Source organism: Arthrobacter sp. NPDC055138 (genome assembly GCF_053607305.1).
The window spans coordinates 965,274-982,342 of sequence record NZ_JBSGTH010000001.1 but is presented as its reverse complement, the minus strand read 5'-3'; the positions used below and the strand labels follow the sequence as shown (position 1 = coordinate 982,342).

At 66.8% G+C, this 17,069-nt stretch carries 19 protein-coding genes; 7 read left to right on the top strand and 12 right to left on the bottom strand.

Features of this window, described 5'->3' with window-relative positions:
• The first annotated feature begins 109 nt into the window (after positions 1-109).
• The 5 genes from ACWF5H_RS04730 to ACWF5H_RS04710 all read left to right on the top strand — a co-directional run bounded on the left by ACWF5H_RS04730 (position 110) and on the right by ACWF5H_RS04710 (position 4,302).
• The gene (locus ACWF5H_RS04730) at positions 110-613 is read left to right on the top strand and encodes a hotdog fold thioesterase (RefSeq protein WP_452035153.1); all 504 of its coding nucleotides are present in this window, start codon (positions 110-112) and stop codon (positions 611-613) included.
• 61 nt (positions 614-674) lie between these two features.
• Positions 675-2,012, top strand: coding sequence for a phenylacetate--CoA ligase PaaK (gene paaK / locus ACWF5H_RS04725; protein ID WP_452035152.1), 1,338 nt, complete (start codon positions 675-677; stop codon positions 2,010-2,012).
• A 98-nt stretch (positions 2,013-2,110) separates the two neighbouring features.
• Positions 2,111-2,740, top strand: coding sequence for a TetR/AcrR family transcriptional regulator (locus ACWF5H_RS04720; RefSeq protein WP_452035151.1), 630 nt, complete (start codon positions 2,111-2,113; stop codon positions 2,738-2,740).
• A gap of 135 nt (positions 2,741-2,875) precedes the next feature.
• Positions 2,876-3,541, top strand: a complete 666-nt coding sequence (locus ACWF5H_RS04715; protein WP_452035149.1) for a nicotinamide mononucleotide transporter — start codon at positions 2,876-2,878, stop codon at positions 3,539-3,541.
• Between the two features lie 23 nt (positions 3,542-3,564).
• Positions 3,565-4,302 carry a nicotinamide mononucleotide transporter gene (locus ACWF5H_RS04710; protein ID WP_452035148.1) on the top strand — a complete coding sequence of 246 codons (738 nt, stop codon included), beginning with the start codon at positions 3,565-3,567 and terminating at the stop codon, positions 4,300-4,302.
• Here ACWF5H_RS04710 and paaZ read toward each other — a convergent pair.
• The 11 genes from paaZ to ACWF5H_RS04655 form a co-directional block, all read right to left on the bottom strand.
• Entirely contained in the window at positions 4,283-6,352 is a 2,070-nt protein-coding gene (paaZ, locus tag ACWF5H_RS04705) for a phenylacetic acid degradation bifunctional protein PaaZ (protein WP_452035146.1), read from the bottom strand. The genes ACWF5H_RS04710 and paaZ overlap by 20 nt on opposite strands.
• Before the next feature lie 293 nt (positions 6,353-6,645).
• The gene (locus ACWF5H_RS04700) at positions 6,646-7,704 is read right to left on the bottom strand and encodes a M14 family zinc carboxypeptidase (protein WP_452035145.1); all 1,059 of its coding nucleotides are present in this window, start codon (positions 7,702-7,704) and stop codon (positions 6,646-6,648) included.
• A gap of 185 nt (positions 7,705-7,889) precedes the next feature.
• Entirely contained in the window at positions 7,890-8,669 is a 780-nt protein-coding gene (locus ACWF5H_RS04695; protein ID WP_452035144.1) for a tyrosine-protein phosphatase, read from the bottom strand.
• Complete coding sequence (locus ACWF5H_RS04690; RefSeq protein WP_452035142.1) at positions 8,666-9,265, bottom strand: GNAT family N-acetyltransferase; 600 nt, start codon at positions 9,263-9,265, stop codon at positions 8,666-8,668. The genes ACWF5H_RS04695 and ACWF5H_RS04690 overlap by 4 nt, the downstream gene beginning before the upstream one ends.
• Positions 9,266-9,378: 113 nt before the next feature.
• Entirely contained in the window at positions 9,379-10,242 is an 864-nt protein-coding gene (locus tag ACWF5H_RS04685; RefSeq protein WP_364644791.1) for a 3-hydroxyacyl-CoA dehydrogenase family protein, read from the bottom strand.
• Between the two features lie 5 nt (positions 10,243-10,247).
• On the bottom strand, positions 10,248-11,057 hold the full coding sequence (locus tag ACWF5H_RS04680; RefSeq protein ID WP_364643840.1) for an enoyl-CoA hydratase/isomerase family protein: 810 nt from the start codon (positions 11,055-11,057) through the stop codon (positions 10,248-10,250).
• Positions 11,057-12,268, bottom strand: coding sequence for a thiolase family protein (locus tag ACWF5H_RS04675; protein WP_452035140.1), 1,212 nt, complete (start codon positions 12,266-12,268; stop codon positions 11,057-11,059). The genes ACWF5H_RS04680 and ACWF5H_RS04675 overlap by 1 nt, the downstream gene beginning before the upstream one ends.
• Positions 12,269-12,443: 175 nt before the next feature.
• The gene (locus ACWF5H_RS04670) at positions 12,444-12,932 is read right to left on the bottom strand and encodes an SRPBCC domain-containing protein (protein WP_452035138.1); all 489 of its coding nucleotides are present in this window, start codon (positions 12,930-12,932) and stop codon (positions 12,444-12,446) included.
• A 20-nt stretch (positions 12,933-12,952) separates the two neighbouring features.
• A complete protein-coding gene (locus ACWF5H_RS04665; protein ID WP_452035136.1) occupies positions 12,953-13,426 on the bottom strand; it encodes an SRPBCC family protein in 474 nt (157 codons plus the stop codon).
• A 110-nt stretch (positions 13,427-13,536) separates the two neighbouring features.
• Positions 13,537-13,764, bottom strand: a complete 228-nt coding sequence (locus ACWF5H_RS04660) for a hypothetical protein (protein WP_452035135.1) — start codon at positions 13,762-13,764, stop codon at positions 13,537-13,539.
• A gap of 4 nt (positions 13,765-13,768) precedes the next feature.
• On the bottom strand, positions 13,769-13,993 hold the full coding sequence (locus ACWF5H_RS04655) for an SAP domain-containing protein (protein WP_452035134.1): 225 nt from the start codon (positions 13,991-13,993) through the stop codon (positions 13,769-13,771).
• A gap of 108 nt (positions 13,994-14,101) precedes the next feature.
• Between ACWF5H_RS04655 and ACWF5H_RS04650 the strand changes: the two genes are divergently transcribed.
• Positions 14,102-14,539, top strand: a complete 438-nt coding sequence (locus tag ACWF5H_RS04650; RefSeq protein WP_452035132.1) for a VOC family protein — start codon at positions 14,102-14,104, stop codon at positions 14,537-14,539.
• An 86-nt stretch (positions 14,540-14,625) separates the two neighbouring features.
• Here ACWF5H_RS04650 and ACWF5H_RS04645 read toward each other — a convergent pair whose 3' ends face one another.
• On the bottom strand, positions 14,626-15,534 hold the full coding sequence (locus tag ACWF5H_RS04645) for a DUF2382 domain-containing protein (protein WP_452035130.1): 909 nt from the start codon (positions 15,532-15,534) through the stop codon (positions 14,626-14,628).
• Between the two features lie 596 nt (positions 15,535-16,130).
• On the opposite strand from ACWF5H_RS04645, the gene ACWF5H_RS04640 reads away from it, so the two are divergent.
• Positions 16,131-17,069 (top strand): 1,4-dihydroxy-2-naphthoyl-CoA synthase, encoded by a 939-nt coding sequence (locus ACWF5H_RS04640; RefSeq protein ID WP_452035359.1) that lies wholly within the window; start codon positions 16,131-16,133, stop codon positions 17,067-17,069.

Genomic DNA, 17,069 nt, shown 5'->3' with positions numbered 1-17,069 from the left:
CCGGTCTAAGCCACCGGTCCGCGCTGCCGGCCCCCGCGGGCCCGTCTTGACTTGGATCACAATTCAGGATTACCTAATGAACATTCGGTATTAAAAGCAAGGGGCCTCCATGACGGACATCGACGTCGACACTTCCCGCGACAACCCGGCGGACAGCAACGACCTGCAGCCGGGAGAGCGACCCATGCATCCCGCCTTTATCGATGACCAAGCCGCCCGATGGATGGGCGTGGAAGTCCTGAAGGCGGAGTTCGGCGACGTCGTCATACAAATGCGGCTGCGCGAGGAAATGCTCAATGGCTTCGGCATGGCGCAGGGCGGCATGGTGTTCGCCTTTGCCGACGTGGCCTTCGCGCTGGCGTGCAACGACCCGGACGGCGACGGCAGCACCATCACGGTGGCCTCCGGCGTCGACGTGAATTTCCTCAACCCCGGATTCGCCGGCCGGCTGCTGACCGCCAACGCCCGGCTGGTCAACCAGACCGGCCGCAGCGGGCTGTACGACATCACCGTCACACAGGAGAATCCGAAAGGCGCCGCCGACGTGCTCCTCGAGTTCCGGGGCCGTTCCCGCACCGTGCCCAACCCTGCCCGCAAGCCCTCCGCCCACTGACCCAGCCGCCCCCAGCCACCCGCCGAGCAGCACAGCCCGACCCGCATCGAAGGACCGTTCCATGACCGCCATCATCGGCACCAAAGCCCGCAAGACCACTCCCGCCGCCGAGGATACCCTCGACCCCGAGGAGTTGATGAGCCGGGACGAACTGGAAGCCCTGCAACTGCAGCGCCTGCAGCACACCGTCGCCTACGCCTACGAGCGGGTGGCGATGTACAAGAAGAAGTTCGACGACGCCGGTGTGCGGCCCGAGGACCTCAAGGAACTGTCCGATCTGGCCAAGTTCCCGTACACGGACAAGGAAGACCTGCGCCAGGCCTACCCGTTCGGCATGTTCGCGGTGCCGCAGCAGGAAGTGGCGCGCATCCACGCCTCCTCCGGCACCACCGGCCGCGCCACCGTGGTCGGCTACACCCGCAAGGACATCCAGAACTGGGAGACGCTGTTCGCCCGCTCCATCCGGGCTTCCGGCGTGAAGAAAGGCTGGAAGGTCCACAACGCCTACGGCTACGGCCTGTTCACCGGCGGACTCGGCGCGCACTACGGTGCGGAGAAGCTCGGCTGCACGGTGATCCCGATGTCCGGCGGCCAGACCGAGAAGCAGATCCAACTGATCCAGGACTTCGAACCGGACGCCATCCTCTGCACCCCCACGTACCTGCTGACCATCGTGGACGCGATGGAGCGTGCCGGGCTCGACCCGACCAAGACGTCCCTGAAGGTCGCCGTGCTCGGCGCCGAACCGTGGACCGACGAGATGCGCCACGAACTGGAGAACAAGCTGGACATCGACGCCTGCGACATCTACGGGCTCTCCGAGGTCATGGGCCCCGGCGTAGCCGGTGAATGCGTGGATTTCAAGGACGGCTCCACCATCTGGGAGGACCACTTCCGCCCGGAGATCATCGACCCGCTGACCGACGCGGTGCTGGACGACGGCCAGGCCGGTGAGCTGGTGTTCACCTCGCTGACCAAAGAAGCAATGCCGGTGATCCGCTACCGCACGCACGACCTCACCCGGCTGCTGCCCGGCACCGGCCGCCCGAACATGCGCCGCATCGGCCGGATCACCGGCCGCTCCGACGACATGATCATCCTGCGCGGCGTGAACCTCTTCCCCACCCAGATCGAGGAGATCGCCCTCCGGATCCCCGGCCTGAGCCCGCACTTCCAGCTGGAGATCACGCGGCCGCACCGGATGGACGAACTGACGGTCAAGATCGAGCGCCGCGATGACTGCACCGCTGCGATGGCAGTCGAAGCGTCCCGCGAGCTGCAACGGCAAATCAAGATCCACGTTGGTTCCAGCTGCAAGATCGTGATCGCCGACCCCGGCACCCTGGCCCGCTCCAGCGGGAAGCTGCGCCGGGTCTATGACCTGCGCGACAACGGCTGACGGACCCAAGCAACATCCACGAACGACGGCGGGTGCCCGGCTTGGCCAGGCACCCGCCGGCCGCATTACCGACCTAACGGTCGTGGGAGAATAGAACAATGGTGAAGACAAAGGACCAGGAGACAGTCCGCCGCGGTCGCCCCGGTTATGACCAGCAGTCGGTGCTGAACGTCGCCGTCGGCGTCTTCAACAAGCACGGCTACGAGGCCACGTCGATGGGCATCCTCGCCGAGAACCTGGGGATCTCCAAGAGCGCCATCTACCACCACGTTCCGTCCAAGGGCGACCTGCTGCGGTTGGCCCTCGAAGAAGCTCTGGGCAGCTTGGAGGCCGTCCTGGAAAACCCGTCCGCTTCGATTGGCCGGGCCGATGCACGGTTGGAGTTCGTGCTGCGTGGAACGGTCCAGGTCCTGTGCGACAAACTCCCGTATGTCACCCTGCTGCTGCGGCTGCGGGGCAACACCGAGATCGAGCGTGACGCGCTGGAGCGCCGCCGCACGTTCGACCATACGGTCGCCGAGTTGGTCGACGCCGCCCGCGCGGAAGGGTCCCTCCGCGGAGACATCGACCCGCGGACCACGGCGCGGCTGCTCTTCGGCACCATCAACTCCATCGTCGAGTGGTACAAACCGGGCGGTCCGCTGACGCCGCAGAAGCTTGCCGACGACCTGATCGCCATGATGTTCGACGGCCTCCACCTGCCCGCCGCCGCCCGGGTCATCGCCTGAGAAGAGCCGCCCTGCTCCCTCGCGGCAGCTGGCCCGGCGGGTCCGCTGCGGGCACTTCCACTGGGCCCTAAGTTCCTGCTGAATTCCCGGTCCCAGCCTGCTAGGCTGGCGTCAACCAGTCGGCGTTATGGGGACGTGATCGATGTGGATGGGGTGTCCTGGTGGGTGTCGGCGCTTTATATGGCGCTCACCATTGCGGCCATTGTTTTGTTCGCCTACCGCGCGCCCTGGGCCTGGCTGCTGCCGGTGACCGCCACGGCCGTCCTGCTGGCCACCGGTGTCCCGAACGGGCGCTTGAACACCAGCACGGTCTTCGTGCTGGCGGCCGCGCTCTACGGCCTGTGGAAGTGGACCCGGTACCGGCGCGAAGGCATCCACGTACCGCTCCGCTCGGCGCACGGCCGTGAGTGGGGAATCGGTGCCGGCCTGCTGCTGCTGTTGTACCTGCTCAACGCATTCGCCGGTGTGACGCCGGTAGCGGAGATCGGGCCGCTGTATCTGTTCAACGCGCTGTTGGCCGCGCTTCCGGCGGTGATGTACTTGGGCTTCGCGCACGGGATCACGCAGTCTTGGTGGCTGGGCGTGGCGCTCTCGCTGGCCACTATGTTCCTCTCCACCATCCAGAACGCACCGGTGTGGTTCTCCCTGTATGGCGCGATCGCGGCAGGACTTCAGGTTTTCGGTTACCTGACGTGGCAGCACGCGATGCGGCGGCCGGTGCGGAGCAAACATCGGCTGGCTCCAGCGCATCCCGGCCGTCCCGCCACGCCCGGCACCGGCGCATCGGGCCGGACCGTGTAGACCGCGGCGCGGAGGTCGGCAGCATGGACTGGATCATGGCGTTGAAGGTCCCGGACGGTTCTGCCGGCGCGCTGGTTTCCGTGGGTCATCTGCAGGCACTGATCGGGCTGCTCGCGGTCTTCCTGTTCGGGCTCCGCACACGCTGGGCCTGGCCCGTGCTGCTGGTCCAGCAGGCGATGGTCTTCCTGCTGCTGGTCATCCCGACTTTCGACGGCGGAGCAGCCTTCTTCGTCAACGCCTCCATAGCCGTGGCGCTCCTGCTGCCCTGCTACGGCGCCTGGCGCTGGCGCGCCGCGGCCCTCCCCGTCGCCCCGGACGACCCCGGCGCCGCACTGGCCGCGGTGCAGGTCCGCCGAGCAAGCGGCCGGCACTGGGGTGTGGCCCTGCTGGTGCTGGCGGTCGGAACTTTGTTGTTCATGGCCAGCGACGTCCAAGCAGGCTTTCCCCTGGAAGGCGGCCTGGTGACCGTCCTGGTGCTGCAGGCGTTCTACGCGGCCGTGGTCGTGGTGGTGTATCTGGGCCTGGCCCACCGCATCTACGAGGCGTGGTGGCTGTGGCTGGCTTTCGCCGTGGTGCAACTGGCCACCTCGCTGGTGTTTCCCAGTCCGCCGACCTCGCAACTGCTGAACGGCGCCACGGTGCTGCTGGTGCTGTTCGCGTTCTGGCGCTGGCACACAGTGGTCTACTACCCGCCCGTCCCCGGGGCCGAAGCCGCCGGGGACGCGGCAGATGGAGCTCCCGCTACTTCTCCACCAGCGTGAGCACGTCGTAGGTCGCCACGATCTCATCGTTCTGGTTGGTCAGCACGGCGTCCCAGGCGACCTCTCCGTACTCGTCCGTCTCCCGCGGCGTGATGCGCTTGGCGGTGAGCGTGACACGGATCGAGTCTCCAGCGGCCACCGGCGTGATGAAGCGCAGGTTCTCCAGGCCATAGTTCGCCAGCACCGGTCCCGGCGCGGGTTCCACGAACAGCCCGGCGCCCCAGGCGAGCAGCAAGTAGCCATGCGCCACGATGCCGGGGAAGAACGGGTTGGCGGCCGCGGCTTCTTGGTTGGTATGTGCGTAGAAGGTGTCGCCGGTTTCGTTGGCGAATGCCGTGATGTCCTCCAGCGTGACCTGGCGCAGTTCGGAGCGCAGCGCATCGCCGATCTTCAGTTCGGCCAGGTTCTTGCGGAACGGGTGGACGTCGTCGAAATGCTGGTCGGCGCCGGTATGCCACACACCGGTCACTGCGGTGAGCATGTTCGGGGAGCCCTGGAGTGCGGTGCGCTGCATGTGGTGCAGCACGGAGCGGATGCCGCCCAATTCCTCGCCGCCGCCGGCGCGGCCCGGGCCGCCGTGCACCAGATGCGGCACCGGCGAACCGTGTCCGGTGGACGTCTTGGCGTCCTCGCGGTTGAGGACCAGCACGCGGCCGTGGTGGGCGGCGATTCCGGTCACCAGCACGCGCGCGGCTTCCGGGTCGTTCGTTGCCACGGTCGCTACCAGCGAGCCCGCGCCCATGGCGGCCAACCGCACGGCGTCGTCCAGATCCTCGTAGCCGATCACGGAGGAGACCGGTCCGAAGGCTTCGAGCGAATGCACGGCCTCGGCTTCCGCGTCCGCCCAGGTCAGCAGCACCGGAGACATGAACGCCCCTTCGGAGTCGCCCACGGTCCCGTCGGCGCGGGTGACCTGCGGGGCGTCGAGCGTGCCGTAGGCGAGTTCGCCGCCGGCGTCGACCATGGCCTGGACCGCGGCGCGGACGTCGTTGAGCTGCTCCAGCGAGGCGAGCGCGCCCATGGTGACGCCCTCGGCCCGCGGATCTCCAACCACGATGCGCTGGTCAATCCGGGCGCGGACTGCATCGGCTACATCCTGGATGCGGTCCTTGGGGACGATGGCACGGCGGATGGAGGTGCACTTCTGGCCGGCCTTGGCGGTCATTTCGGTGACCAGCGACTTGATGTACGCGTCGAACTCCGGGGTGCCGGGCACCGCATCGGGGCCGAGGATCGCCGCGTTGAGCGAATCCGCCTCGGCGGTGAAGCGGATGCCACCCTGGGCCACGTTCCGATGGGACTTCAGCAGGTTCGCGGTGGAGGCGGACCCGGTGAAAGCCACGGCGTCGCGGTAGTCCAGATGGTCCAGCAGGTCACGGGCAGAGCCGGAGATCAGCTGGAGCGAACCGGCCGGCAGGATGTTGGACTCGATGATGATTTTCACCGCGGCGGCGGCAACGTAGCCGGTGGGAGTGGCCGGCTTGACGATGGTCGGCACACCGGCGATGAAGGCCGGGGCAAACTTTTCCAGCATGCCCCACACCGGGAAGTTGAAGGCGTTGATCTGCACTGCCACGCCCGGAATCCGGGTGTAGATGTGCTGCCCCATGAACGAGCCGTCCCTGGCCAGCACCTCGGCCGGGCCGTCCACCACGATCTGGGAATTCGGCAGTTCACGCCGGCCCTTGGAACCGAAAGTGAACAGGACGCCGATGCCGCCATCGATGTCGATCATGTTGTCGATCTTGGTGGCGCCCGTGCGGTGCGAGACTTCATACAGCGCGTCGCGCCGCGCGTTCAGGTACTGCGCCAGCTCCTTGAGCTTGAGCGCGCGCTGGTGGAACGTGAGCTTGCCCAGCGAGGCCTGGCCGACCGTGCGGCCGTGCTCGACGGCGGCGGCCAGGTCCAGCCCGTCGGTGCTGACCCGGGCCAGCAGATCGCCGGTGCTGGCATCGCGGACCTCGGTGCCGGAAACATCACCGGCGGGTGTCCACCAGGCATCCTGGATGTAGCTGGGAACAATCTCGACATCAACGGCGGTAGAGGTCATCGTTGACAGCCCTTTCTCTTCCCGGGCCGGACGCTGAGGAGCGGATGCCGGCGGGAACTTAAAATACTGAACGGTCGGTCGGTAACGTACCTAGCCTACATGACCGTGCTGCCGCGCACAGCCCCCGGGCCGGCGGAGCCTCAGGCCAAGGCAGCCCCTGCAAAGCAGCCGGACACGGACCAACGGCGGACCCCGCCCGGCTGGATGTTCTGCCGGGCGGGGTCCAATGGCCGCCGGATGCCGAGTGCTCGTCAGCAGCGGGCGGCCGTCACTTTAATGACTCGTGCGGGTTGTTATTCGTGCGGGTTCCCGATCTGTTCGCCCCGCTCCCGGAGGTTTTCGACCGGCTCCAGGCTGGCGGTCTCCCACGAACCATCGGCAACAGCCCCCAGCACCGCCTTGCCGGCCACCTCAGCGGTTTTGGCAATGTATCCATTGGACTTGGCATCGATCCCGCCGCGCATTTCAAACAGCACGGAGGCCGAGCCTAGCAATCCGTAGGCGTTGCGGGCGATGCCCGGCGTGCTGGTGCTCGGATAACGAGTGATGTTGGCGTAGCCGTACTGGTCCAGTTCGCCGAGCATCACCGACACGGCCCGCTGCGACCGCTCGATGGTCGCGGCGAACTCGTCGGCGATGCCGAGCGCCTCGGCCTCCTCAACCGCATTCGGCCACATCGTCGATCCGGTGATCATCCGGCCGTCGTCATCCACGTACGTACCCTGGTGGTGGAAGTCCAGTACCAGATCCGGCCGGCGTTCCTCCCAGAGCAGGCGCATGGCGATTGCCTCGGGAACCGGGTTCAGGTTGTCATCGCCTGCCAGGTAGGGATGGTCGTAGGCATTCTCGCTGTAGGAGTGATAGCGGTTCATGTCATAGCCGCGGCCCACCGCGTAGAACGGATCGCACGGCGCCGCGGTGCAGCTCGGGTCGTAGTTCTGCCGCCACGGGGTGGTGTTTCCGGCCAGGTCCGTGACATCGGCGTCGAACCCGTCCACATTGACGCGGGGCACGATCGTCACGGTCAGCGCCTGACGAATGGCGCGGGCGTCGGGGTTGTTGCCGGAGATGCTCCGGACGAGGTTGATCATCGCCTCGGAGACCACGTATTCGTCGCCATGCTGGTTGGCGATATACATAACATCCGTCGGCCCGTCGCCAATGGTGACCACCGGGATTTCCCGGCCGGTGTTGCTTGTCAGCGGCGCCGCCGAGAGGTCGAACGCCCCCTTGGCCCGGCCCTCAATGGTCTCCAGCGTGGACCACAGTTCTTCGTAACTGTGAATGGCGGCCAGACTGGAAGGGTTTTCGCCCGGCCAAGGACCGTTAGGTTTGCTCTGCGGTTCAGCCACCGCACTCGCTGCGAACCCCAGGGGCAGCACCGCGCCCAGTGCAACCGCAGTTATTACACGTTTTAGCCTCACATCAACCTCCGGATAACCGTTTAAGACTTGCTTGGCTCCATGAGTGTCGGACAGCGGGTTCGGCAAGGCAAGAGGTCAATGCTCCCGGCGGGAGCGGACCGGCAAATCAGCAGTCAGCAGTCCATCCTGACGCGCAGCGCCTCGACATCGGTTCGGGCCAGGCCGTGGCGCAGCAGGAACGGCGCCACCTCCAGTTGGGACAACACCTGCAACAGCGATCCGCGCATGTCCGCCACCCGCGCTTCCAGTTCGTGGCCGCTGATGTAGCTCTCCACCGGATGCCGGTAGGGGCTGATCCGATGCCAGTCGTTGATCCCGCGGATGCCCAGCTCATGGGCGTCCGCGATTTGCTCGGCGGGAACTCCGGCCAGCTGCAACAGCATCATGGAGACCATACCGGTGCGGTCCCGGCCTGCGGAGCAATGGACGACGACGGCGCCCTCCGCGTGCGCCAGCGTGCGGAATACCTCGGCGATCAGGTGCGGGAAGATCTGAACGTTGTCCAGGTAGAAGCGCGGGTGGTTCATGTACGGCGCATCGGCCGCGAGTTGCGGGTGGCCGGGCTCTTCGGTGGGCCGGTTCAGCACCGTGAATCGCTCCAGCGCCGCCGGCGGAACCACCGGATCCGTCGGACGGCGCGAACGTTCACCCGGGTTGCGAAGATCCACAATGGTGCGCACCCCGTCGTCGTACGCCTGCTGCCAGCCGGCGGCCGTCAGCCATTCCGCGCGACCCATTCGGAAAATATCCCCCGCCACGCGGCGGGCGTTGACCGCACCTTCCCAGGCGACGGCGCCGGAACCGGGCGTGCCCCACGTCGGTGTGGGTGCGGCGTCGCCTGCCTGCGGCGGGCCGGAGCCGGCGGGGTTGGCGTCCATGGCCCGGCCGCTCACGGCGTCCGCTCCTTGTCCACCCGTCTCAGCAGCCGGGCCTTGACGTCCGGCCACTCGGAGTCCAGGACGGAGTAGACCACGGTGTCGCGGATCCGCCCGTCAGGCATCTTGGTATGTCGGCGCAGCATGCCGTCCTGCCGGGCGCCCAGCCGTTCGATGGCGTCACGGGACTGGCTGTTCAGCCGGTCCGTGCGGAACTCCACCGCACAGCAGCCGAGAGTTTCGAAGGCGTGGTCCATCAGCTGCAGCTTGCTGTCCGGGTTGGTGCCCGTCCCCTGCGTGCTGGAGCGGTTCCAGGTGTAGCCGATCTCCACCCGCGGCGCGGCCTCGTCGATATGGCAGAAGCTGGTCATGCCCAGCACCTTGTCATCGGAGAGCCGGCGAACGGTGAAGGGGAGCATCTGGCCTTGGTCCTGGAGTTCCAGCCGCCGCCGGATCTCCAGTTCCATGGTGTGTGGTGACGGGATCCGGGTATACCAGAGCTTCCACAGTTCACCGTCGCGCACCGCATCCTGAAGCTCAGGCAAGTGCCGCACGCGCAGGGGCTGCAGCTTCACCAGGCTGCCGGTCAGCGTCAGCGGTTCGAAGAGGGCCATTCCAGCAGCCTACAACCGAGCCCCGCTGAGGTGCTGCCCGGGTTAAACGGGTGCAGCCCGGCCGGTGGCCGGGCTGCACCCGATGATCCCGGTGATCCCGGTGTGGGCTCCGGTTACTTTTCCCAGTCGAAGAATCCCTTGCCGGACTTGCGGCCGAGTTCCCCGCGGGCCACCTTGTCCCGCAGGATCTGCGGCGGAGCAAACCGGTCGCCGAGGGTCGAGTGCAGGTACTCGGCGATGCCCAGGCGGACGTCCAGCCCCACGATGTCGGTGGTCTTGAGCGGGCCCACCGGGTGCTTGTAGCCCAGCACCATGGCGGCGTCGATGTCCTCCGCCGATGCCACGCCTTCTTCCACCATCCGCATGGCTTCCAGCGCAATGGCCACGCCCAGCCGCGAGGAGGCGAAGCCCGGCGCGTCATTCACGACGACGGCGGTTTTCTTCAGCGCCTCGACCCAGCTTCGGGAGGCGGCGGCGAGCTCGTCCGAAGTCTTCGGAGCCAGCACTACTTCCACCAGCTGCGACGCCGGCACCGGATTGAAGAAGTGCAGGCCGCAGAAGTTGGCCGGCCGCTGCAGTTGGTCGGCGAGCTTGGTGATGGACAGCGAGGACGTGTTCGTCGCCAGCCACGCCGTCGGGGAAAGCTGGGCTTCCACGGCCTTCAGCGCGGTGGACTTGAGGTCGAAGTCCTCCGGCACGGCCTCCACTACCAGGCCGCAGGTGGCGAACGATCCGTAGTCGACGGACACGGACAGCCGTGACGTCAGTGCTTCCAGCGACTCGTCGGTGGTGCCGCGCTCCACGCTCTTGGCCAGCGCGCCGGCCACCCGCTCGTGGGCAGCCTGGGCCGCAGCGTCGTCGCGCTCCACCACCACGACGTCGGCTCCGGCGGTCAGGAACGCGTGGGCAATGCCGGCGCCCATGCGGCCGCCGCCGAGGACACCTACGTTGTTGGGAATACTCTGCACAGGGTTCATCTCGCTCACTTGGATTCGTTCTGCTTGGCTGCACTGCGGGCGGCGCTCTTGGCAGCGCTTTTGTCGAGAAAGGACTGCATACGGTCGAATTTGGCCTGGGATTCGAACAGAATGCCCTGGGCGACAGTGTCGATCACCGGGTGCGCTTCGCGCGGGGTGTGGAACACGGTCTTGGTGAGACGGACGGCCAGCGGGTCCTGCTTGCCGATCCGGTCCGCCAGCGCATGCGCGGCGGCGATCAGTTCGGCTGGCTCGTGGACTTCGGTGACCAGCCGCGCGGCCAGCGCTTCGTCGGCGTCCAGGATGCGGCCAGCCAGCAAGATCTCCTTGGCCAGCGGCTCCCCCACCAGTTCCTTCAGCCGCCAGGTGGCTCCGGCCGCGGCCATGATGCCCAGGCCTGTTTCCGGCTGGCCGATCTTCACCGACGGCGTGGCGATGCGGAAATCGGCGGCGTACGCCAGTTCCGCTCCCCCGCCGAGGGCGAAACCGTCCAGGGCGGCGATAACCGGCAGCGGCAGTCGGGCAATGCGGTGGAAAACGGTGGAGTTGATGCCCGCCAGCGCGTCGTCGCGGCGCCGTTCACGCAGCTGGGAGATATCCGCGCCGGAGGCGAAGATCCCCTTGCCGTTGACCTCGGTGCCGGACAGAATCAGGATCCGCGGCTCGCGCTCCAGCACGGCGCACACGGAGTGCAGTTCGTCCACCATGGCCTGGTCGATGGCGTTGCGGACTTCCGGCCTGTTCAATGTCACGTGGACGCGGTCATCCCGCTCATCCACGCGCAGCGTACTGAAGGAGTAGTCGGCGAAGAGCATCAGACCCGCTCGACGATCATCGACGTGCCCTGGCCGACGCCCACGCACATGGTGGCCAGGCCGCGCTGTGCGCCCTCGCGCTCCATCCGGCCCAGCAGGGTCACCACCAGACGGGAGCCGCTGGAACCGAGCGGGTGCCCCAAAGCGATGGCACCGCCGTCGTTGTTCACAATGCCCTGGTCCAGCTTCAGGTCACGCAGCACCGCGAGCGACTGGGTGGCGAACGCTTCGTTGAGCTCCACCGCGCCCAGGTCATCGATGCTCCAGCCCGCGCGGTCCAGCACCTTGCGCGTGGCGGGCACCGGGCCGATGCCCATGATTTCCGGCGCGACGCCGGCCGATGCGCCGTCCACAATGCGGGCACGGGGCGTGAGGCCTAACTTGTTGACGGCGGCCTCGGACGCAATCACGATCGCCGAGGCACCGTCATTGAGCGAACTGGAGTTACCCGCGGTGACCACGCCGTCCGGCTTGATGATGGGCCGGAGTCCGGCCAGGACCTCGAGCGTGGTTCCGGGGCGCGGGCCCTCATCGGTGTCGACGACGGTGTCGCCCTTCCTGCCCTTGACCGTCACCGGGACGATTTCCTCCTTGAGCCGGCCCGCCTCGATGGCTGCGATGGCACGCTCGTGCGACTGGACGGCGAACGCGTCCGCGTCCTCGCGGGAAATGCCGTACACCTCGGCCACTTCCTCCGCGGTCTGCGGCATGGAGTAGGTCATCTTGCCGCCGCGGCTGAGGTCGCCCTTGGCGAAACGCTGGTTGACGAAGCGCCAGCCGATGGAGGTATCGAAGATTTCGCCCGGCTTGGCGAACGCCTTGGCCGGCTTCTCCTGGACCCACGGGGCCCGGCTCATCGATTCCACGCCGCCGGCGATGACGATGTCCGCCGCGCCGGCCTTGATCATGTGCGAGGCCTGGATGATGGCGCTGAGGCCGGAGGCGCACAGGCGGTTGACCGTGATGCCGGGGACGTGGTCGGCGTAGCCGGCCAGCAGCCAGGCCATGCGGGCCACGTTGCGGTTTTCCTCGCCCGCGCCGTTGGCGTTGCCGAGGATGACTTCTTCGACCGCATCCGGATCGATGCCGGCCCGGGTGACGGCTTCCTTGACGACCAGCGCCGCCAGATCGTCGGGACGGACTGCGGACAGTGCGCCTCCGTAGCGGCCAACCGGGGTCCGTGCCCCGCCAATCAGGAATGCCTCAGCCATAGAAATAATCCCTCGCTTGATCGATCAACGATGACAGTGAGCGGTCGCTCCGGCTGCCTGACAGCAGGGAAATTACCGACCGACCGTTCTATAAAGAATCCCACGCCGCTCTGGGCCGGTCAACTGGTGTGACGGCCAGGGGCGGAGTTGCAGCAGCTCGCCGGCAGACCCCGGGCTACCCCAGCCGACCATACTCTTCCACCAGTTCTTCGGTGGACCGGCCGGGCGCCAGACCGGCGGGCTTACCGTCCAGCAACGATCCCAACTGCTCAAGGCACTGGTGCCAGCCGGCTGCCACCCTCGCCGCCCACGCAGGATCCTGCAGCGAATTCGCCAGGGACAGCGTGCTGTGGCCCGGTTCCGCCGGCTCCACCGTCCACCGCAGGACCTCCTGGTCCCAGCTAAACGCCAGGGTCCGCCCCGGTGTCACCTCCAGCACCTGGCCGGCGTCCGGGTCTTCGCCGGGGAACAGGAACTGGATGGTTCCGCCGACGCTGAGGTCCAGCCTGACACCGCAGGGGAACCAGGCCGAGAGCTCGTCGTCGTCAGTGAGCGCGCGCCACAGCCGGCCGGCGTCGTGGCCGAATTGTTGGCGGATCAGCAGTACCGGCTGCCCGGGTCCGCCGTGGTCCACGCTGACCTGAGGGTCAATGCCTGCGGTCATGGTCTCCTCCCGATCCGGCATCACGCGGCGGCTTGGTCCCGGCCCTCGGCCTTGGCCGCGATCTCCTCCAGGTCCCTGGCCATCTGCTTGCGCGTGATGCCCATTGCGAGCTTCCCGAAAACCGCCAGCATCACTTTCGCAAGAGCCCCGGGGCTCTCCATCTCGGCGCCGAAGAACATGGTGAGCCGGGTGCCGCCGTCTGCGGGCGCGAGCGTGAACCGGGTGGTGTAGTCGGCGCCGTTCGACTTCGCCTTGACCGTGGTGGAGGTCGGCGCATCCACCTCCGCCACCCACATCTCCTCGGTGGCTTCCTTGCCCATCATCTTCCGGGTCTCACGCCACCGGTAGCCCTCGGCGTAGTCGCCGGGCGTCATGATCTCTATGCGGGATATGGAGCTCAGGGTCCGGGCGGAACCTGGGATGTCGGTGAGGACGCGCCAGACGGCTTCGGCCGGCGCGTTGACGTGCTGGACTAGTTCAAGGTGGTGGCCCACAGTGGCTCTTTCGGCAGGAGTCGTTGGTCTGCCAACAGCCTAATGGAGAGCCTGTGGGTCTTCGAGGACCTAACGCCCGCTCGAGGGCAGTCGCCTGCCCAGTCAGCCCGTCAACCCTGATCCCGCTCGTTGCGGCGTAGAGAACGGTAAACCTGCCAGGCGGACAGCAAGTCCCGGCGATTGCCGCCAGCGTGATCGCGGTGCCAGCGGCGAGTAAACCGGTTGAACTCGAACTGGCCGGAGATCTCCCGCGGTGCGTCGTCCCGTGACGAATGCCAGCGAGCCAACGCGTCAGCCAACGTGGTTGTGACGTCCGCGGCGGTGAAGAATTCCCGCATCGGTTCATCGAACCGGAATCCGGGACCAAGCTCTCTGCGGAGGCGCCGGCTCACCGCCAAGGACGGCGGCTATACGCGCAGTGATGCTCTCTTTATCCCCGGTGGCGCTGATGCCGAGAGCGCGGGCGAACTGCTGCAACTCCGTTTTCAGCCAGTACCACCGCAGGAACTCCTGCGCGCTCAGGGAAGCGGTTGGCTCTGGCCGTGAAAACGTGGCGTGGTCAGTCATGGTGCTTTCGAGTTAACCACTCCGCCGGGGAGATCCTTCCGCTATCGGGGACAGATACCGTCCGCGTCCCTCTACCGCAGGCGGGCCGGAGCCCCTACGCTCTACGCCATGACGTACAACATCCAGATGGCGGTTGACTGCAAGGACGCGCATGCCCAAGCCGATTGGTGGGCCGAAACGCTGGGCTGGGCGGTGGAACCCACCAATCAGGACTTCATCACCAGCATGATCGAGCAAGGCTACGCCACCGACGCCGACACGATCGTCCACAACAACGTTCGAGTATGGAAGGACGGGGCGGCGATCTGCCCGCCTGATCAGGTGGAGAGCAAAGCCCGGCAGCGGATCCTGTTCCAGCCTGTCCCGGAGTCCAAGTCGGTCAAGAACCGGGTCCATTGGGACGTCCGCCTGGCTGGGGAAGACAAGGACGAGGTCCGGGCACGCTTGGAAGCCCGGGGTGCCACCTTCCTGTACTCGGAAACACAGGGTCCGCAGGGCTGGCACACCATGGCCGACCCGGAAGGCAACGAGTTCTGCATTGCCTAGGGTTCTGCCTTTCCCAGGACCGCGGGCCTGCGGGAGGCCCCGGGATAAATTCCCCGGGGCCTTCCGCAGAGACCAACACCTAGCGATCAGTGGCGATTGCGGCCCCTGACATCATCATCGGCCTCAACTTCTTCCTTGCGCACGTCCGTGGAAACGGTCTCCTGGTCGGTGACCGTATCTTTATCGAGCCGGACCCGTTCAACCGGGACGGTTTCCTTGTCCACCACCGGCTTTTCCGCGTGCAGAGTCACTTCGTGCTCAGCCTCGCTGATCTCTGGGCCGGCGAGCGCCTCGCCACGGTTGGCGTCAGTAATCGGTTCACGCTCGAGGCGCACCTCTTCATGCTGAACGGGGACCGTGCGGGTGACGTTCTCGGTGACCACGTACTTGCGCAGCCTGGCCTTCCCGACTTCCTGGGACTCGGTACCCACCCGCACCCGCTCTTCCGAACGGGTCATAGCGTCGTCGGCCCCTGCGCGGGAGGTGTCATAGTCCGTTCCGCGCCGGCCGGCGGTTTCGTCAACTCCGTGTGTGCCGGCGGTTTCGCGGGAGGTGTCCCTGTCCCTCAGGCCGGTTGTCCCGGCTGTGCCAGTGGTCCCGGCGGTTCCGGTGCGGGCCTGGCCGGCGTTTCCGCCGTAGGCTGCGTTGCCTGCGTTGCCTGTATGTCCAGCGTTGCCTGCGGACAGGCCGTAGTGGCTGTAGAGACGGTCCTCTTCGGCCACGTCCAGATGTCCCTCGGGATCCACCCGCGGGGCGTCCTTGATTTGGTCCTTGGTATAGGGCACGCGGAGGTCGCCGCCCTCGGTGGTGGCGTTGTCCAGCGGGACGAAGCTCTCGGACAGGCCGAACAGGCCGGTCTTGACCGTGGCCCAACTCGGCTCATTCGTCCGGTCGTCGAGGTAGAGTTCCCCGAGCGATCCGATCTTGCTACCTTCGGAATCGATCACATTGGCGTTGCTGCCGACCAGACGGTCGACTTTATCCTTGGCGATCATTTCATCTCCTTATTTGTTTCCACCTGCCACGGTTTGACCGCGGCGAGTACGCTCCGGAGGCACGGCACCGGGCATGATGATGGCTTTGATGGTTCTGCCGCACCGCGAGGCGGTCGGGCCAGCGAGGCTGCCGGCCGTGGTTCCCAATCCTCAGCGGGCTGCGGCCCCAATCTGATGGGAGGCCGTGAAGGGTTCACCGTGGTTCTGGTGACCTCTTCGGGAAGGTTGCTTACGTTGTAAGCAAAGCATGCTTAGCATTCACCTGCAACCCCCACGGCCGAAAAATTTTGGTGCAGCCTGCTCGCGCCGGCGGCCTCCGCGGGCAATCCGGTCACGCCGCGCGGGATGCCGCGGCGAGCAGCCTTTGAGGTGGCGCGGGGCCGGCATGGCCGGAGTGGACCGGAGCCGGCGTCCCGGCCGGAGTCGCAGCCGGGGTCCCGGCCGGATCCCGGGCAGAAGACCCGGGCAGAAAGTCCGGCAGAAGACTCGACAAAAGGTCTCCGCAACCGCAACGATAAACTCGAGGGGTGACTTCCGAGACCCCCACCCCAGCCCGCACCACCTCCGCCAGCAGCACCGGCCAGGCGCAGCCTGACCTGCCGGAGAAGGTTTCCGACCTCTTCGACCCGCAGCGCTGGCGGGTAGTGGAAGGCTTCGACTTCCAGGACATGACCTACCACCGCCAGGTGGAGCGCGACGCCGACGGCGCCGTGGTCCGCGATCTGCCCGCCGTGCGCATCGCGTTCAACCGTCCAGAGGTGCGCAACGCCTTCCGCCCCGGCACAGTGGACGAGCTCTACCGGGCGATGGATCATGCTCGGATGACGCCGGACGTCGCCACGGTACTGCTGACCGGCAACGGCCCCTCCGCCAAGGACGGCGGCCACTCCTTCTGCTCCGGCGGCGACCAGCGCATCCGCGGCCGCGACGGCTACCGGTATGCCGATGGCGAGACGAAGGAGACCATCGACCCGGCCCGCGCCGGCCGGCTGCACATTCTGGAAGTCCAGCGGCTGATGCGCACCATGCCCAAGGTGGTCATCGCCGTCGTCAACGGCTGGGCAGCCGGCGGCGGGCACTCGCTGCACGTGGTCTCCGACCTGACCATCGCCTCCAGGCAGCACGGCAAGTTCAAGCAGACCGATGCCACCGTGGGCAGTTTCGACGCGGGCTACGGCTCGGCCCTGCTGGCCCGGCAGATCGGCCAGAAGGCGGCGCGGGAGATTTTCTTCCTGGCCCGCGAATACTCCGCCGAGGACATGGTCCGCATGGGCGCGGTGAACGAGGCGGTCGACCACGAGCGTCTCGAAGAGGTGGCGCTGGAGTACGCCGCGGACATCGCGCGGCAATCGCCGCAGGCCATCCGGATGCTCAAGTTCGCCTTCAACCTGGCCGACGACGGGTTGGCCGGCCAGCAGGTCTTCGCCGGTGAAGCCACTCGGCTGGCGTATATGACGGACGAAGCCGTCGAAGGCAAGGAAGCGTTCCTGGCCAAACGCGACCCGGACTGGTCTTCGTTCCCCTACTACTTCTAA

Bases quoted from the DNA above. Each gene is read 5' to 3' on its own strand.
- ACWF5H_RS04680 (WP_364643840.1), bottom strand. From the start codon at position 11,057: ATGCTCTTCGCCGACTACTCCTTCAGTACGCTGCGCGTGGATGAGCGG.
- ACWF5H_RS04670 (WP_452035138.1), bottom strand. From the start codon at position 12,932: ATGACCGCAGGCATTGACCCTCAGGTCAGCGTGGACCACGGCGGACCC.
- ACWF5H_RS04720 (WP_452035151.1), top strand. From the start codon at position 2,111: ATGGTGAAGACAAAGGACCAGGAGACAGTCCGCCGCGGTCGCCCCGGT.
- ACWF5H_RS04645 (WP_452035130.1), bottom strand. From the start codon at position 15,534: ATGATCGCCAAGGATAAAGTCGACCGTCTGGTCGGCAGCAACGCCAAT.
- ACWF5H_RS04685 (WP_364644791.1), bottom strand. From the start codon at position 10,242: ATGAACCCTGTGCAGAGTATTCCCAACAACGTAGGTGTCCTCGGCGGC.
- ACWF5H_RS04650 (WP_452035132.1), top strand. From the start codon at position 14,102: ATGACGTACAACATCCAGATGGCGGTTGACTGCAAGGACGCGCATGCC.
- ACWF5H_RS04710 (WP_452035148.1), top strand. From the start codon at position 3,565: ATGGACTGGATCATGGCGTTGAAGGTCCCGGACGGTTCTGCCGGCGCG.
- ACWF5H_RS04655 (WP_452035134.1), bottom strand. From the start codon at position 13,993: ATGACTGACCACGCCACGTTTTCACGGCCAGAGCCAACCGCTTCCCTG.
- ACWF5H_RS04660 (WP_452035135.1), bottom strand. From the start codon at position 13,764: ATGCGGGAATTCTTCACCGCCGCGGACGTCACAACCACGTTGGCTGAC.
- paaK (WP_452035152.1), top strand. From the start codon at position 675: ATGACCGCCATCATCGGCACCAAAGCCCGCAAGACCACTCCCGCCGCC.
- ACWF5H_RS04675 (WP_452035140.1), bottom strand. From the start codon at position 12,268: ATGGCTGAGGCATTCCTGATTGGCGGGGCACGGACCCCGGTTGGCCGC.
- paaZ (WP_452035146.1), bottom strand. From the start codon at position 6,352: ATGACCTCTACCGCCGTTGATGTCGAGATTGTTCCCAGCTACATCCAG.
- ACWF5H_RS04690 (WP_452035142.1), bottom strand. From the start codon at position 9,265: ATGGCCCTCTTCGAACCGCTGACGCTGACCGGCAGCCTGGTGAAGCTG.
- ACWF5H_RS04730 (WP_452035153.1), top strand. From the start codon at position 110: ATGACGGACATCGACGTCGACACTTCCCGCGACAACCCGGCGGACAGC.